General features: G+C 70.4%; 16 protein-coding genes, 1 tRNA gene and 2 pseudogenes. 17 read left to right on the top strand and 2 right to left on the bottom strand.

Annotated features, from left to right (window positions below):
* Window positions 1–126 precede the first annotated feature (126 nt).
* The 14 genes and pseudogenes from ACFXB5_RS11080 (at window position 127) to ACFXB5_RS11015 (ending at window position 11,111) form a co-directional block, all read left to right on the top strand.
* Window positions 127–396 (top strand): DUF6284 family protein, encoded by a 270-nt coding sequence (locus ACFXB5_RS11080; RefSeq protein ID WP_385205321.1) that lies wholly within the window; start codon window positions 127–129, stop codon window positions 394–396.
* Window positions 393–719 (top strand): hypothetical protein, encoded by a 327-nt coding sequence (locus ACFXB5_RS11075; RefSeq protein WP_385205318.1) that lies wholly within the window; start codon window positions 393–395, stop codon window positions 717–719. Before ACFXB5_RS11080 ends, ACFXB5_RS11075 begins: the two co-directional genes overlap by 4 nt.
* Window positions 716–1,618, top strand: coding sequence for a hypothetical protein (locus tag ACFXB5_RS11070; protein ID WP_385205315.1), 903 nt, complete (start codon window positions 716–718; stop codon window positions 1,616–1,618). The genes ACFXB5_RS11075 and ACFXB5_RS11070 overlap by 4 nt, the downstream gene beginning before the upstream one ends.
* Entirely contained in the window at window positions 1,618–2,001 is a 384-nt protein-coding gene (locus ACFXB5_RS11065; protein ID WP_385205313.1) for an RRQRL motif-containing zinc-binding protein, read from the top strand. Before ACFXB5_RS11070 ends, ACFXB5_RS11065 begins: the two co-directional genes overlap by 1 nt.
* Before the next feature lie 30 nt (window positions 2,002–2,031).
* Window positions 2,032–2,538 carry a hypothetical protein gene (locus ACFXB5_RS11060; RefSeq protein ID WP_385205310.1) on the top strand — a complete coding sequence of 169 codons (507 nt, stop codon included), beginning with the start codon at window positions 2,032–2,034 and terminating at the stop codon, window positions 2,536–2,538.
* A gap of 17 nt (window positions 2,539–2,555) precedes the next feature.
* Window positions 2,556–3,113, top strand: coding sequence for a plasmid transfer protein TraA (gene traA, locus ACFXB5_RS11055; protein WP_385205308.1), 558 nt, complete (start codon window positions 2,556–2,558; stop codon window positions 3,111–3,113).
* A gap of 60 nt (window positions 3,114–3,173) precedes the next feature.
* Window positions 3,174–5,183 carry a plasmid transfer protein TraB gene (traB, locus tag ACFXB5_RS11050; RefSeq protein ID WP_385205459.1) on the top strand — a complete coding sequence of 670 codons (2,010 nt, stop codon included), beginning with the start codon at window positions 3,174–3,176 and terminating at the stop codon, window positions 5,181–5,183.
* Between the two features lie 170 nt (window positions 5,184–5,353).
* Complete coding sequence (locus ACFXB5_RS11045; protein ID WP_385205305.1) at window positions 5,354–5,800, top strand: hypothetical protein; 447 nt, start codon at window positions 5,354–5,356, stop codon at window positions 5,798–5,800.
* Window positions 5,801–5,810: 10 nt separating this feature from the next.
* Window positions 5,811–6,602 carry a hypothetical protein gene (locus ACFXB5_RS11040; protein WP_385205302.1) on the top strand — a complete coding sequence of 264 codons (792 nt, stop codon included), beginning with the start codon at window positions 5,811–5,813 and terminating at the stop codon, window positions 6,600–6,602.
* 82 nt (window positions 6,603–6,684) lie between these two features.
* Window positions 6,685–7,587: a bifunctional DNA primase/polymerase gene (locus ACFXB5_RS11035; RefSeq protein WP_385205299.1), complete on the top strand. Its 903-nt coding sequence runs from the start codon at window positions 6,685–6,687 to the stop codon at window positions 7,585–7,587.
* Entirely contained in the window at window positions 7,584–7,946 is a 363-nt protein-coding gene (locus ACFXB5_RS11030) for a hypothetical protein (RefSeq protein WP_385205296.1), read from the top strand. The genes ACFXB5_RS11035 and ACFXB5_RS11030 overlap by 4 nt, the downstream gene beginning before the upstream one ends.
* Window positions 7,943–9,196: pseudogene (locus tag ACFXB5_RS11025) on the top strand (phage/plasmid primase, P4 family); the annotation flags it as partial. The gene ACFXB5_RS11030 and the pseudogene ACFXB5_RS11025, both read left to right, overlap by 4 nt.
* Before the next feature lie 270 nt (window positions 9,197–9,466).
* On the top strand, window positions 9,467–9,655 hold the full coding sequence (locus tag ACFXB5_RS11020; protein ID WP_385205457.1) for a helix-turn-helix transcriptional regulator: 189 nt from the start codon (window positions 9,467–9,469) through the stop codon (window positions 9,653–9,655).
* Between the two features lie 61 nt (window positions 9,656–9,716).
* Complete coding sequence (locus ACFXB5_RS11015) at window positions 9,717–11,111, top strand: tyrosine-type recombinase/integrase (protein ID WP_385205293.1); 1,395 nt, start codon at window positions 9,717–9,719, stop codon at window positions 11,109–11,111.
* Window positions 11,112–11,254: 143 nt separating this feature from the next.
* On the opposite strand, the gene ACFXB5_RS11010 is transcribed toward ACFXB5_RS11015, so the two are convergent.
* Window positions 11,255–11,341: transfer RNA gene (locus ACFXB5_RS11010), tRNA-Ser, on the bottom strand.
* Between the two features lie 39 nt (window positions 11,342–11,380).
* On the bottom strand, window positions 11,381–12,979 hold the full coding sequence (locus ACFXB5_RS11005; protein ID WP_385205290.1) for a S1C family serine protease: 1,599 nt from the start codon (window positions 12,977–12,979) through the stop codon (window positions 11,381–11,383).
* Window positions 12,980–13,210: 231 nt separating this feature from the next.
* On the opposite strand from ACFXB5_RS11005, the gene ACFXB5_RS11000 reads away from it, so the two are divergent.
* The 3 genes and pseudogenes from ACFXB5_RS11000 to ACFXB5_RS10990 all read left to right on the top strand — a co-directional run bounded on the left by ACFXB5_RS11000 (window position 13,211) and on the right by ACFXB5_RS10990 (window position 16,038).
* Entirely contained in the window at window positions 13,211–14,044 is an 834-nt protein-coding gene (locus tag ACFXB5_RS11000) for a glycerophosphodiester phosphodiesterase (RefSeq protein ID WP_385205287.1), read from the top strand.
* A gap of 53 nt (window positions 14,045–14,097) precedes the next feature.
* A pseudogene (locus tag ACFXB5_RS10995) lies at window positions 14,098–14,646 on the top strand (ATP-binding protein); the annotation flags it as partial.
* A 423-nt stretch (window positions 14,647–15,069) separates the two neighbouring features.
* Entirely contained in the window at window positions 15,070–16,038 is a 969-nt protein-coding gene (locus ACFXB5_RS10990; RefSeq protein WP_385205284.1) for a DUF5926 family protein, read from the top strand.
* The last annotated feature ends 230 nt before the right edge of the window (window positions 16,039–16,268 follow it).

The raw sequence follows: 16,268 nt of genomic DNA, 5'->3' as shown, positions 1-16,268 counted from the left end.
GCCCGCGCGGACGGTCGGGTGCCGGGGCGTCACCACGGCGGCCCCTCCCCCCAGCCCGGGGGGCCTCCGTACCGCAACACCCCCCGCCGCTGTAGGGCCGTTCCACCTTGGAAGGAACCACGACCCATGAAGCACATCGGTGCACTTCAGGCGGTTGTTACCGCCGACCTGTCCGACCGCGAGCCGACCGCCGCGGAGCTGGACGCGATTGACCTTGAGATGCCGCTCATCTCGGCTGAGGTCGAGCTGCTGGACGTGCAGATCATGACGCTTGACCGTCCGGTGTCCGAGCTGGACGCTCGCCGCATCCGCCGGGCCCGTCGCCGGGTGCTGGCCGCCCGGCGGGAGCTCTCGAACCGTGCCGCCACGGTGAGTACGTCGGGGGTGGGAGCGTGAGCGCCCCGGAGATGTCGACCACGCATGCCAACCCCGGCCCGCTGCCCGAGGACGTTGCCGACCTGCTGCGTGCCGTCCTCGAAGCGCTCCGCATCCCGTTCCCGGCCACGTTCGGTGACACCGACCGGTTCCGTGAAGTCCTCGACAACCGGGCCATGGACGTGGTCGTCGCGATCGAGGGCGTTCTTTCCGACCCCACCGGCTGGGCCATCGGGTGGATCACGCCCTACCTCCGCAAGCAGCTCGCCAAGAACCCGCCGACCGGCTACCGCGCGGCGGGTGACCCGCGCAGCGCGGAGCCGAGCGGGGAGGCTGACCGGTGAACGGCAGGTCCGCCCCGCCGCGCGTCCAGATCGCCGCGCTGAATCGGCTCCAGTCGGGGCTGACGACGGTCCTGGTGCTGGTGGCCGTGGTCGCGCTCGCGTTCACCGCGACCAACGTCACGATGTTCGCCATCCAGCACGAGGTCTCGCCCTGGATCGCCTGGCTGCTGGACCCCATGGTCGCGGTCGCTCTTGGGGCCGTTCTGATCGTGGACGGCCGGTTGTCGGAGTACGGCGTGAACCCCTCCGGCTGGGCCTCGGGGCTGCGCTGGTTCGCCGGTCTGGGCACGTGGGTCATGAACTGCTGGGGCTCGCTGTGGCCGGAGGGGAGCGCGTTCGGCGTTCCTCGGCAGGTGGATCCGGCGGGGCTGGTGCTCCACTCCATCCCCCCTGTCCTCCTGATCGTTCTGGCCGAAGCGATCACCCACTACCGGCGCGCGATCCTCGACAAAATCGCCGAACTGCGCGCCGAGGTGGAAACGGTGGACGCCCCGGTGGAATCCGCCCCTCTCCCCCCGGTGTCCACCCCGGTCCCCGCACCCCCTGCCCCGGCCCCGGCTCCCGCGCCGGTACCGGCGGCCGTGGAGCCGTCGCCGCTGGTCATCTGTGGTGACCGCCGGGTGTATGAGCTCACCGTCCCCCCGGTATCCACCTCGGCTGAGGACGAGGCCGTGGAGACGGAGAAGCTGCCTGCGGAGGAGGCGCTGCGCGTCATCCGCGTGTGCTGGATGAGGGGGGAGACGATCACGGAAGCGGCCCGGAAGTCCACCCGTTCCACCTCCTACGTCCACAAGATCTACCAGCGTCTCCGGGACCAGGGATCCGCCCCCGAGCGGGCCGAGCGGAACAACGCCGTTACCGATTCTCGTCAGCCTGACGTAACGGCGGTGGCGGTCTGATGTCCCCGGCGTTCGGCAAGTGCTACGACCCCTCCGGCGCCCGCTACGGCATCCCCACCTTCCCGTGGCAGTTCGCCCCGGATGGGCTGGCCACGAGGCGCCAGTTACGGGCCCGCGGGCTGCGTCCCGGCGGGCAGCCGATCGCAGCACAGGTCATGCGAGCCAACCGCCGCCGCGGCGGGGTCCAGGTCGCGTTCCTGTACCGACTGGACCAGGCCAAGCCGGTCCGGCCGATGACGGCCGCGAAGACCGCCGCGCTCGCCGCGGCGATGCTCGCCCGCCGCACCTGCTCCGCCTGCCGCACCGATGCCGGGTACTGCATCCCGACCTCCCTCGGCCTGTGCGTGACCTGCGCCTACCCCGAAGAACAGCGCGCTGCCTAACCCATTCCACCCCTTCAAGGGAGATTCGCTGTGTCCAGCCGTACTCGTGCCCGCACCGTGAAGACGGCGGCGGGTGTCACCACCGTCCGCATCCCGCGCCAGCGCGGCCGCCGCTCCGCTGACCCGTTCGTGGTCGTCGTTCCCGAACGCCCGACCCTGACCCGCCTGGCCGTGGACGCCGCGGCGCGGTGGCTGTGGAAGCACCGCCGCGCGCTCGCCCCGCTCGCCCTCGGCGTGCTGGCCCTGCCCATCACCGCGCTCCTGCACGTGATGGCGTGGTGGTCCGCCCTGGTGCTCGCCCCCGCGGCCGCGGGCCCGCTGGTATGGCTGGGCCTGGCGCAGCGGCGCCGTCCGGCCGCCGATGGCGCGGTGTGGGGCTTGCGCATAGCGGCGGCCCTGCTCGGCACCTCCGGTCTCGCCTGGGCCGCATCCGCCGCGGGGTTCGGTCCGCTGGCCGGTCCGCTGGAGCTGTGGTGGCTGCTGAACCTGATCGCCGCACAGACCACCTGGCTCATCGTCCGCCGCACCGCCACCTGACTTAAGGGGACCGTCTGATGGCTCAGCACACCAACGGCCAGCGCCCGCACCGGCCCACCAACGGCCGCGCGGACAACGGCAAAGGGAACAAGTTCGCCAACGCGGGCGCTGCCGCGGGCGGGTTCGTCGGCGCGATGGGCGGCTCGTTCGTCCCGCCGATCAACGTCACCGTCAACAACAACCGCAGGAACAACCACGCTGGCGGGGCCCGTCCGCACTCCGAAGCCCTGCTGCCCTCTCCGGAGTTCGGCTCCCCGGCACAGGTGCGGTTCTACTGCAACAGCATCCGTGCCGCGGCCGTCACGCTCTCCATCGAGGTGGCCATGGGTGCCGAGATCCTCAAGGGCGTTCTCGCCGCGGTGCCGGACCCCGAGGGCAAGACGTTCGGCTCCCGCATCCGGGCGCAGAAGGTGGCCCGGAAGCTCCAGAAGTCCGCTGATGATCTGCGGGATGCGGCCAAGAACGCCGCGGCCGCCTACGCGACCTTCCAGCAGCAGTACGAGGAAGAGATCAACCGCGTCCGTCACCGTGCCCGGCGCCCCCAGCAGCCGCGCATGGACTTCACCCAGCAGTAAGAAGGAGGTGCGGCCATGACCCGCAACAACAGGGTGACCGCCTACAACGACGACGGCACCATGAACGGCTACACCATGGACCCGCGGGGCGGATCCGGCGGGGGAAGCATCAGCGGATACCTGCTGCACCGCGTCAAGCCCCACCTCCCCCCGTGGCTCGGCGTCGCCGCCACCGGCGTGGCCGGGGCCCTCGGACACGAGCGGTGGGCGAACAGCGCGGGGGCCGGGGTCGGTCTGACCCTGGCGTCCGTGGCCCTGACCGGCACCACCTGGTGGGTCGGCCGCACCACCGGCAAACAGCGCCGTCTCCACTCGGCCATCACCGTCGCGGCGGGGTCGGCCTGGCTCACGGCCGCGTGCCTGGCCGGGCCGACCGCTGGCCCAGTCGATGACGTCTACCTCATGGGCGGCCCTGGTGTGGCGCTGTCGTGGAACGTGCGGATGGTCATGCGCCGCACTGAGGGGGCAGGGGAAGGCTCGGGCTCGGACAAGGGTCTGCTGGAGAAGATCGGCCTGGCGCGGGCGCAGATCGGCACGGCCACGGTGGAGCCGAACCGCGTCACCGCCCCGATCGCGGGGGCGGCTGGGGAGCACACCCACGACGACGTGGCGAAGGCGCTGGCCCACATCGCCTCCGCGCTCGACCTGCCGACTTCGGCTGTGCGCTACACCCCCGACCCCGGATCCGCGCGCCGCGGTGAGCTGGTCATCGTGCCGGAAGACATGCTCGCTGAGGTGGTCGAGTGGGAAGGCCCGTCCAACCTGGGTGGGTCGATCGCCGATCCGCTGGTCATCGGCCGGTACGACGACGGCGCCCCGCTGCTGCTCTGGCTCCCGGGCGATCCGGAGGAGGGCCGGAACTCCACTCACCTGCTGATCGCGGGCGGTACCGGTTCCGGTAAGGGTGACGCTGCGCTGAACCTGCTCACCGAGATCCTGTCCCGCGGGGACGTGATCGTGTGGTTCTCCGACCCGAAGGCGTTCCAGGACTTCGCGCCGCTGCGTCCCGGTCTGGACTGGGGTGAGGAAGGCGGCACCGGTACCGAGGTGATGGTGGAGGCCCTCCAGGCCGTCATCCCGGACCGTACCCGCTGGCTGGGTGCTCACGGCTACCGGCAGTGGGTCCCCGAGGCCGCGCAGCAGCAGAACAGCCCGAAGCACACCTGCCGCGATGACGGCCGCCCGTGCGGCTGCCCCGGCATGCCGTTCCTCGTGGGCTGGTTCGAGGAAGCCGCCAACACCCTCCGGGCCCTCGGGGACGACGCGTTCACCGGCATCGCTCAGGAAGCCCGGTCTGCCGGCGCCGCGCTAATCGTCTCGCTCCAGCGGCCGAGCTACGACCAGATGAGCACCAGCACCCGCGCCTCCTTGCCCTCCGTGGTCGCGCTCGGTTGCGACGCACGCGATGAAGGGTTCTCCCTCCCGGATACGGTGCTGGCCGCTGGCGCTCACCCCGGCGAGTGGGGCAACCGGCGCCCCGGCTACTGCTACGCCGTCTCCCCGGGCATCCCCGAGGACCGGTACCCCTCTCCGGGCCGCACGTGGCGCTTCACCAGCCGCGCGGTGCCGGTCATGGAGCTGCTGGCCACTTGGGCGCAGCGCAACGGCGCCAAGGCCGATCCGGTCACCGCCGGAACCGCATCCCGTATCGCAGGGCAGCTCTACACCGGCCGCACCGGCCCCGGTGACGACCAGACGGCGCTGTCCGTCGTGGAGGACGACGACATGGACAACGGGCCGCACGTGGACCCCGAGGACGCCGACATCGACCCCGAGGCCGAGCTGCCCGAACCGGAGCAGGGCGATGACGCCCCGATCTTCGGGCAGGACACCGGTCGCAAGCCCTCCCCGGCCGAGGCGCGGGAGTTCTTCGCCCGCGCGCTGGAGGAGTTCGAGGAAGAGGGCCGGATGGTCGTGGGTCCCAAGGACTTCACGGACTGGTGCGACCGGAACCACCTCTCCCGCCCGTGGGTGTCCGCGCGGCTGAAGGAGGCCGCGATGGAGGGACGGCTGGAGCCGACCAGCACCACCGGCCGGTGGCGCATCGTCCCCGCCCTGACGGCCGCCTGACACCTGACACCGTCACGCGCCCCTGACACCCAAACCCCTAGGCAAACCCGCTGTCAGAAACGCGTGACACCCCCGCGTGACACCCCTGACACCCGAGCCTGACACCCCGATCCCCGCGGGCCTGCGCCCTCTCCCGGCGCGGGCCCGCGGGCATCCCGGAGGGATTCGCGATGACCCATCTCGACCGGCCCCCGGCCGTCGAAGTCCACCACCCCCACCCCATCACCACCCACCCGACCGCCGCACCCCTGGTGCCCGTGCAGCCGGGCACGGCGGCCCAGGTACAAAGCGTCGTGCTGCCGGACGGGCGAGTCATCACCGGCTACGCCATCGAGCCGGTCAAGCCCGAGCCCGTCACGGCCAAGCCCGTCATCTCCCCCACAGCGGTGAACATCGCCCTCGGCGGGATCGGATTCGCCGCGGTCTGCGGTGGGCTGTTCCTCCTCACCGCGTTCATCGCCGCCCTGACCGCATTCGTCACCCAGCTCATCATCCTGGCCGCGGTCATCTTCGGCGGCTGGATCGCCATCCAGATCTTCAGCGCGAACCGCTCCAGCCACGGGACCACCGTCAACATCCGTAAGGCCGTCATCAAGCGCAACCACTTCCACGGTTGAGGAGGCCGCCTTGCGGTTCTACCTGACCACCCACAAGCGGCATTGGGTGCGCTTAACCGACAAGCCGCTGTTCCTGAAGTCCGAGCACTTCGTGAAGGCGGTCAAGCTCGACCCCGCTCAGGGCCCGTACGCGGTGGACTCTGGCGGTTTCTCGGAGCTCCAGCGTCACGGCTGCTGGACCCGCAGCGCGCGCCAATACGTCGATGATCTGCGCCGCGTCTGGGAATGTGTCGGCCCGTTCGACTGGGCCGCTCCACAGGACTGGATGTGTGAGCCGATCATGATCCAGGGCGGCACGGTCGGCGGACAGCACTTCGTCGGCACCCACCTGAACATTGACGAGCACCAGCGCCGTACCGTGGCGAACTTCCTGGAACTGCGGGAACTGGCGCCGGATCTGCCGATCGTGCCGGTGCTCCAGGGCTGGGAGCTCCCCGACTACGAACGCTGCGTGGCCCTGTACGAGCGGGCCGGGATCGACCTGACTCGGGAACCCACTGTGGGACTCGGCTCGGTCTGTCGACGCCAGGCCACGGGTGAAGCCGTCGCCATTGTCACCACCCTCGCCGGATACGGGCTGAAGCTGCACGGGTTCGGCTTCGAGACCATCGGCCTGCAACGAGTCGGCCATCTGATGGCCTCCGCGGACTCCGCCGCATGGAGCTACCACGCCCGCAAGCGCCCGCCCATGCCCGGCCACACGCACAAGAACTGCGCCAACTGCCTCCCGTACGCACTGCAGTGGCGTCTGCGAGTCCTCGCCAACCTGCCCTCGTGGCAACAGCCCCTACTCGCCGCCTAGGCACGGCAGGGGCGGCCGTCGCTCGCCAAAGTCACGGCCGCCCCGGTCTCCAGTCCTCAACAGACCATTGGAGGTCTCCAGCATGCCCTACGACACAGAGGGCAACCCCTTCCTTCCCTTCGCGTTCAACGCTGCCGGACGCGGCTGGCACGTCTTCCCCCTCCTCCCCGGAGCCAAGGCACCCGCCCTGCACGGCACAGAACGCTGCCCACACACAGGCGACTGCGCGACCGGTCACCGCAAGTGGGAACAGCGCGCCACCGACGACCCCGAGCAGATCGCGGCGTGGTGGTCACGCCGCTGGTACAACGTCGCCGTGGCCACCGGTCCGTCTGGCCTGGTCGTCATTGACCTGGACGTGCCCAAGGACAACAGCAGTACGGACACGCCTTCCGGCGTGACGACCTTCAAGGCGCTCTGCGAGCGCGCCGAACAGCCCGTCCCGGACACCTACCGGGTACGGACCGCGAGCGGTGGATGGCACCTGTACTTCACCACCCCTCCCGGCATCCGACTGACTAACACCGCGGGCAAGCTCGGACCGCTCATCGACACCCGCGCCTGGGGCGGCTACGTCGTCGCTGCGGGCAGCGCTGTAGGCGGTGGTCTGTACGCCGACAGCGGCGGTCACGTCGCCCCACTCCCCGTATGGCTGTGCGCCCGCCTGACGGGCCGCCAGGAGCCGCAGGGGCGGATGGCCGTCCCGTTGTCCTCTCGCGTCTCCCGCTACGTCTCAGCGGCGCTAGAGGCCGAGACTGCGGCCGTCTCGGGCGCTAAAGAGGGCTGCCGCAACGCCACGCTGGTCCGGGCCGCGCGGGCTCTGGGGCGGTTCGTGGCGTCCGGCGACCTCAGCCGGTCGGAGGTTGAGGAGGCTCTTAATGGGGCGGGGGAGCGGGCCGGACTGCGGCCGTACGAGTGCGGCCCGGTCATCACCAGCGCCCTGAACTGGTCCATCGCCCACAACTCGCAGAGCAGGACCGCATGACCAGGGCACCCCATCCCCCCCTTAAGAGCCTTCCCAACACCACCGACCAGCCGCGCGCCGCCAAACCGGCCCCCTCGCGGGACGGCCGTAGCGCGCCGAAGGACGTCGGCCGTAAGGCCGTCCCTTCTGCCCTTCGCCCTGACCAGCAGCAGGGAGACGGCCGGTACCCGGTTGCGTGGCTCCGCATCACCGCCCCGCCGGACTGGCGAGCCGTGCCCACCGCCACCTCGAAATGTGCGTGCGGCCGGGACCGCAGCGCGGTCGGCCGCCGCCGGGTGCTCGCCCTGATCGCCGACCACGAAGCCCACAAGGACGCCTGCCCGCTGCGCACTCCCCAGGAAGGGAGGGCCGCCGCATGACCGTCACCGAAGAGCTGCCTGCCCCGTCCAACCCGATGGCTGTCGCGCGCCGTCTCCTCCCAGACTGGCAGACCGAGGACGGGCACCTGCTGTGCAGGCGTTGGCGCGGCTCGTGGATGCGCTGGACTGGTTCCTGTTGGCGTGAGTTGGACGAGCAGCAGGTGAAGAAGGCCATGTACGAGCGGCTGGAGCACGCCACCTACCAGGCAGGCACCGACAAGGACGGGCAGCCCGACATCCGCGACTGGGCCCCCACCAAACCGAAGATCAGCAATCTCCTGGACGCGCTGGGAGCAATCACCCTGCTCCCTACGGACATGGACGCCCCCGCCTGGACCGACAGCGCGGCGACTGACGAGGACCGCAGCCCCATCGTGGCCTGTCAGAACGGGTTGCTGCGCATCCGGGATCGCGCGCTGCTGCCGCACAGTCCCGGATTCTTCAACCTCGTCTCGGTGCCGTTCGCCTACGACCCCACCGCAGCGGCGCCCACGTGGGAACACTTCCTGTCCCAGATCTGGCCCGACGACCCCGACGCCATCACCGCACTACAGGAGTGGTTCGGCTACGTTCTGTCCGGCCGCACCGACCTACAGAAGATCCTGCTCATCGTAGGTCCTTCCCGTTCGGGCAAGGGGACCATCGCGCGGGTGCTGAAAGCGCTGGTCGGCAAGGACAACCTTGCCGGGCCGACTCTGGCCGGTTTGGGCACGAACTTCGGGTTGTCGACCCTGGTCGGCAAATCGCTGGCGATCATCTCCGATGCCCGGCTGTCCGGCAACGACAACAGCCAGGTGGTGGAGCGGCTGCTGACCATCTCCGGTGACGACACCATCGACGTCGACCGCAAGTACCGCGAGCAGTGGACTGGGAAGCTACCCTCCCGGCTGATGATCCTGTCCAACGAGCTGCCGCACTTCGGCGACTCCTCAGGTGTCATCGCCAACCGCTTTGTCCTGCTGAGCATGCGGCTGTCGTGGCTGGGCAAGGAAGACCCCACCCTCACTGACCGTCTCACGGCCGAGATGCCAGGCATTCTCAACTGGGCGCTGGAAGGGCTCGCCCGACTCCAGCGCACCGGTCGGCTCACGGAACCTGCCTCCAGCCGCGAGGCGGTCACCACCATGCGGGACACAGCATCCCCCACCAGCGCATTCGTCCGTGAACGCTGCACCACCGGACCCACGTGCAGCGTTCCCGTAGACACGCTCTGGACCATCTGGCGCGAATGGGCCGAGGACAACGGCGTCCGCCCCGGCACGAAGCAGGTGCTCGGCAGGAACCTGCTGTCCGTCGTACCTCAGCTCCACCGGACGCGGCCCCGCGACCCGTACGGGCGGCAGGTGGCCACCTACAGCGGAATCACCCTCAGGTCAGATCCACATCTTCCTGAGTCGGGGGGGGGAGGGGCGCGGGGGGCCCCCCCCCCACCCCCCCCCGCCCGCCCCCCCCCAGACTCAGAGCAATGTGGTCCCAGCTCCCAGCACTTCGCGAAGAGGCAGCTCGAAGGAGTCGAACGAGTGGCACGCGACGAGAAGCTCAAGCTCACTGACGTCCTCACAGAGATCCAGATGAGCCGCGCCGCCTTCTACCGGATGCGGGCCCGCGGCAAGGCCCCCCGAATCAGCAAGCTCCCCAACGGCCAGGTCCGCGTGAGCCGTCGTGACCTGGATGCGTGGTGGGAGAGCTGCGGCCAGAACGCCGCCTAGCCCGAACCAATCAGCTCCGTGGGGCCCGTCGTTACGGCGGGCCCCACGCTTTGGGAGACGCATGCTCACGTACGACGTCGATATCTGGTCTATCCGTAAACGGGCCGGGCGCCCGAAGCCGTACGAGCTCAGGTGGCGCGTCGGCTCGCGGTCGCACTCCAGGAGCTTCAAGCTCAAGCCCCAGGCCGATGGGCGCCGCACCGAGCTCATGGCCGCGCTCCGCGAGCGCGAGCGGTTCGACGAGGACACCGGCTTGCCTGCTCGTGAACTGGCCGCGCTGTCCTCCCCCACCTGGTACGAGCACGCGACCGCGTACGTCCTGGTGAAGTGGCCCCGCGCCGCGGCCAAGCACCGTGCCAGCATCGCCGAAGCGCTCGCGGTCGTCACGCCGACGCTGGTCACAGCCACCCGCGCCGCACCGGACGCAAAGGTCATGCGGGACGCGCTCTACCAGTGGGCCTTCCGTGCCGTCAAGGGGTCTGATGGGAAGTTGGCTCCCCGCCACACGGTCGAGGAGCCGCCGGAGGCCATCCGTACGGCTCTCTCCTGGATCGCCGATAACTCGATGAAGGTGAACGCGCTGGAGAACCCGGCGCTTCTCAGGCCAGCGCTGGATGCGCTTTCGCTACGGCTGGACGGAAGGAAGGCGGCCGAGAATACCGCTCGACGCAAGCGCATGGTGCTGAGCAACTTCCTTCGCTTCACGGTGGAGGAGCGGGGACTCCTGTCGGCCAACCCCCTTGCCCGCGTCGACTGGACACCACCGGAGACGGACGACGAAATCGACTTCCGGTACGTCCCCGGCCCGGCGCTGGCACGGTCGTTCCTCAAGGCCATACGGGACGCTGGCCCCCGTGGAGAGCATCTTGAGGCGTTCTTCGGGTGCCTGTACTACGCCGCGATGCGACCCGCTGAGATCGCCTCGCTGAAAGCCGCGGACTGCACCCTGCCCCCGGAGGATGAAGAGTGGGGGGAGCTGCTGCTCTCGGAGAGCCGTCCGGAGGTGGGAGGCGGGTGGACGGACGACGGCGCGTCGTACGAATCCCGCAGCCTCAAGCGGAGGGCCCGCGGAGCGACGCGATCGGTCCCGATTCCCCCGGTGCTGGTCCGGATGCTGCGGGAGCACATCGAGCGGTACGGAACGGCTCCGGACAGCCGCCTGTTCCGCGCGGCACGAGGTGGACGCGTCCGATCTACCGAGTACTGCGATCTGTGGGAGGAGGCCCGAACGGCGGTGCTCTCGGAGGAGGAGGCAGCAACCCCCCTCGCTGAGGTGCCGTACTCGCTCCGACACGCGGGGGTGTCCCTCTGGATCAAGTCGGGAGTCGATCCGGTGGAAGTCGCTCGGCGGGCCGGGCACAGCATCGCCGTCTTGTTCCGCTTCTACGCCAAGATCCTGCGCGGGGATCAGTCCCGGTCCAACCGGCTCATCACACAGGGATTGAACGAGGGCTGACGGTCCGCCGCTGGCCCACAGATGGCCCATACGTACTGGTCAAAGCTGGGACACAGGCGAGACAGGGTGAGACAGGGCACACGCAGAAGGGGTGCCCCCAAGCCGGGGGCACCCCTTCTGACCAGCTAGTTCGCTGACCTCTGCGGAGGCTGAGGGATTTGAACCCTCGGTGACATCGCTGCCACGACGGTTTTCAAGACCGTTCCCTTAGGCCGCTCGGGCAAGCCTCCCCGCGCCGTTCGTGATGGCGCGGGGATCAGCCTAGCGCGTCAGCTGTCACCCTTGCGCTTGCCCAAGGTGACGTCCACCTTGGACACCTTGCCGCCGCGCTTGTAGGTGAGGGTGACCTTGTCGCCGGGCTGGTGGGTCCAGATCTCGCTGATGAGGGTGGGGCCGCTGTCGATGACCGTGTCGTCGAGCTTGGTGATCACGTCGCCGGACTTGAGGCCGGCCTTGTCGGCCGGGCCGCCGGGGACGATGCCGGGGCTGCCGCCGGTGCCGTTGGAGGCGATGGTGGCGCCACTGGTGGAGTCCTTCATGTTGACCGTGGCCTCGATGACCGGGTAGACGGGCTGGCCCGTCTTGATCAGCTGCTCGGCGACGTTCTTGGCCTGGTTGATCGGGATCGCGAAGCCGAGGCCGATGCTGCCGGACTGCTGGGACTCGCCGAGGCCGCTGCCGTTGCCGGCGGACTGGATGGCGGAGTTGATGCCGATGACGCCGCCGTCCGCGTTGAGCAGCGGGCCGCCGGAGTTGCCCGGGTTGATGGAGGCGTCGGTCTGGAGGGCGCTCATGTATGAGGCGTTGCCGCTGCCGCCGTCGCTGGAGGCGACCGGGCGGTTCTTGGCGCTCACGATGCCGGTGGTGACGGTGCCGGAGAGGCCGAAGGGGGCACCGATGGCGACGGTGGCGTCGCCCACGGCGACCCGGTCGGAGTTGCCGAGGGGCAGCGGGTCGAGCTTGGCGCCCGCGGCGTTCTTGAGCTTGACCACGGCGACGTCGTACCCCTGGGCGCGGCCGACGACCTGGGCGGTGTACCGCTTGCCGTTGGAGAAGGTAGCGGTCAGCTTGCCGTTGTCGGCGGCCGAGGCGACGACGTGGTTGTTGGTGAGGATGTGGCCCTGTTTGTCGTAGACGAAGCCGGTGCCGGTGCCGCTCTCGCCGTTGTTGCCCTGGGCCTCGATGGTGACGACGCTGGGCAGGGTCTTGTTGGCGATGCTCGACACCGAGCCGGGCGCGCGGCTCTCCGTCTTGGGGTTGCCGTAGGCGGAGACGGTGGTGGTGTCGCCGCTGTCGCTCTCCCGGTCGGCGGCCCAGAAGCCGATGCCGCCGCCAATGCCGCCCGCGACCAGGACGGCCGCCAGCACGGCGGCGACCAGCCCGCGGGGCTTGCGCTCGAAGGGGCCGGAGGACGGCGGCACGGGAGCGGTCCCCCACGGTCCGCCCGGGCCGCCCTGTCCGTCGCCCTGCCCGCCCGGTCCGCCGCCGTGGCCGCCGTGCGGTTGCCCGCCTTCGGCCGACCACCATTCGCCGGACTGCCCGCCGTCCGGGCCGGGGCCCGGGGCGCCGGGTGCGCCGCCGCCTGGCCCGTCGCCCGCGCCGGCCGACGCCGAGACGGCCGCGGGAGCGGCCGGTGACGCGGGCGGGGGCGTCGACGGGGGCTGGGCGGGGGGCACCGACGGCGCGGGGCCCGGGGCTCCCGGCGATCCTGCGGCGTCGGGCGTGCCTATGGGCCCGTCCGGCCGCGCACCCGCGGTGGGCTCGTAGTCCGGCGCGGGCGGCACCGCCTGGTTCGGGTGCCGCGCCGGAGGGGCCGGATGCGGCCCGGGCGCGGGCGGAACGGCAGAGCCCTCGTTCTCGGTGCTCACAGCTCTCTCCTCAGGTGCACGACAGATTTTCCTCGACGGCCTGCGTGTACGTCTTACCGTTACGTCTTACCGTCGTCAGCTTTTCCCACAGCGCGTCAGACCGCCGTAAGGAGCGACAGCCCCGCGGACTACCACCCTTTATCCCGGACAATTCGCCCTACCGCCATTCCGTGCGAACGAACGGAGGGGCCGTGTCCACCGGCTCGCACCGGGCGGTGGCACCATAACGCGGTGACCTATGCGCGCCCTGCCCGGGACAGCCGCCCCGGACCGCACATCGTCTCCGTCGTCGCCCACCGCGGGGCCTCCGAGGACGCCCCGGAGCACACCCTGGCCGCCTACCGTAAGGCGATCGAGGACGGTGCCGACGCCCTGGAGTGCGATGTCCGGCTGACCGCCGACGGCCATCTCGTCTGTGTGCACGACCGCCGCATCGACCGCACCTCCAACGGCCGGGGCGCGGTCTCGGCGCTGGAGCTGTCCGATCTGGCGACTCTGGACTTCGGCTCCTGGAAGGGCCGGGCCACCGACAGGGAGGAGCCGGACCGCGACAGCCGGGACAGCACCTCGGTCCTCACCCTGGAACGGCTCCTGGGGCTCGTCTCGGATGCCGGACGCCGGATCGAACTGGCGATCGAAACCAAGCATCCCACCCGGTGGGCGGGCCAGGTGGAGGACCGGCTGCTCGGGCTGCTGCGCCGGTTCGGCCTGGACGCGCCACCGCCCGGCGAACGTTCACCCATCCGTGTGATGAGCTTCTCAGCGCGCTCCCTGCACCGGATCCGCAGCGGGGCCCCCGCCATCCCCACCGTCTACCTGATGCAGTTCATACTGCCGCGCCACCGGGACGGGCAGCTGCCGCCCGGGGTGCGGATCGCGGGGCCGAGCATCCGGATCGTACGGAACCACCCGGGCTATGTGGCGCGGCTGCAGCGCGAGGGGCACCGAGTGCACGTCTGGACCGTCGATGAACCGGAGGACGTCGAATTGTGCGTCCGCCTGGGCGTTGACGCGCTGATCACCAATCGCCCCAAACAGGTACTGTCCCAACTCGGACGCTCATAATGGGCATTACAAGGCGTGCACCGGCGCGTTCGGTACGTATTCGATCGTGACGAGTGCGTCACGCGATGCCACTTGGCCGGTTTCCGCTCCAGCACCGCGGGGCATTCATCCCGTGGCGTGGGGCTAAGGAGGTTTCGGGGGTGGCTTTGGTGGTGGCACGGCAGGTGCCGACGTCGTCGACCATGGCCGTACCCCATGGTCCTGCGGGTGTCCGCGCGGCAAGACAGCGGATGCGCATCGATTTGGGCAGGACTGGGGTATCGGATTCGGTCATAGACGACGCTGTATTGATCCTTTCAGAACTGCTCAGCAACGCATGGCGACACGGCCGCCCATGGCGTTCCGACCATGGTGGCGGCACGGTCCGGGCTGCGTGGACCGTCGACGAGGACGACCGGCTGACGGTCGAGGTGACGGATGGCGGCGGACCCACAAGGCCACTTCCGGCCAAGCCATCGGTGACCGCACGCGGCGGCCGCGGGCTGAACATCATCACGTCGCTGGCCGAGGAATGGGGCGTGCGGGACGACATCGGCGAAGTCACCGTTTGGGCCCTTCTCCCGCCCGACGACGAATTCGCCCGCCGCGTCACGATTCCCTCGGATCTCTCCCCCGAGCGGAATCCCCACCTGGGGGCGGAACTGGCTTCCGGGCTGCGCCCGGGCCTCGACGCGCACCTCGATGCCGGTCTCGACGCGAATCTCGGCTCGGAGCTCGGCTCAAATCTCGGCCCGGAGCTCGACGCCGACCTGGGCCCCGGCCTGGGCTCGAATATCGAGGCGAACATCGACCCCGATTTCGATCGCGAGCTGGACTTCGCCGATCTGGACGAGCTCGCGTAGCCGACGCGGCTCAGGGAGCCGACGCGGTTCGGCCAAAGGGCTAGGCTCGCGCCCGTAAACCAGTCGTACGCGCCGTAAGAGAGCACCGCCGCGGCCGTACGCAGACCGTCACGGGCGTACGTACGCAGACCGTCACGGCGTACGAGCAAGCCCTGAGCCGCACGATCGGGAGACAGCCTCACCATGGCCAAGAAGCGCCGCCCCCAGACGAAGGCCGCAGGCCCACGGGTCGCCAACGGCGAGATCCCTGTGGTGGGCGCGCGGGAGCCCTGCCCGTGCGGCTCGGGCCGTCGCTACAAAGCCTGTCACGGCAGGGAAGCCGCACACGCCGTCACCGAGCTGGTGCAGCGCCCCTTCGAGGGGCTCCCCGGCGAATGCGACTGGGTGGCCCTGCGCGAGCTGGTGCCCGCCGCGACCGTCGAGCTGACCCTCGCCGAGGGGCTGCCCGAGGGGGTTCCGTCGGTCACCCTGGCGACCGTGCTGCCCATGGCGTGGCCCGCGCTGCGCCGCGACAACGGCACCGTGCTGCTCGGCCTCCAGAACGACACGCCGTCCGGCGACATCAGCCGCGACCTGGCCGACACCCTGCGCCGCGCGCTGACCGCCGAGCCGGGCACGCCGGTGGCCGCCGAGCGGGCTCCGGGCGACGGTCCGCGGCTGCAGGATCTGCTCGACCCGAAGGGCACTTTCTCGCCGACCCTGCACGAGGGTTTCGAGTTCTGGCTCGAGGACGCCGCGAACGCGACCGGAGAGGTCGCCGCGTCCCTGGAACGGGCCAACGCGGCCGCGATCCCCACCGCCCGGCTCACCGGCGTGGAGGCGGCCTACTGGTGCGAGACGCCGGAGAAGAACCACCTGCGCTGGGTCATGTCCCACCCCGAGGAGAAGCTGCTGGACGCGCTCGCCCGGCTGCACGCCGCGGGTGCCTCCTCGCTCGGCGAGAACACCCGGCTGGTGGGCTCCTTCCGGGCCCATGGGCTCACGGTGCCGGTGTGGGATCTGCCACGCGGGATGAACGCCGAGGACACCGAGAAGCCGGCCGTGGACCTCGCCGAGCGGCTCGTGGAGGCGCTCGCCTCCGACGCCCCGCTGACGCCTGAGCAGCGGCGCGCCCGGGGCGGTCTCACCAACCGTCAGGTGACGCTGAGCTGACGTCCCCCGGACGGCCGGAGGGCGCCGCGGGGGCACGTGACGCCGCTCACAACTCACTGTTACGCCCTGCAAATCGACGTCCGGAAATCCGCGATCGAATTTGCTATCGGCCGATCTCTTGTTACGGTTCTAAAAGCCCGGTCGCGGGTGGAAACCCCCCCCCCCCCCCCCCGGGGCCGGGCGATGACCGGGCCGCGCGCGGGGCGGGGCGCGGGGGGGGCTATCTCGAC

The sequence above is a fragment of the Streptomyces sp. NPDC059455 genome (assembly GCF_042750115.1).
In the GTDB taxonomy this organism is placed as follows: Bacteria; Actinomycetota; Actinomycetes; order Streptomycetales; family Streptomycetaceae; genus Streptomyces; species Streptomyces endocoffeicus.
This window is presented reverse-complemented; position numbering and strand designations above follow the sequence as displayed.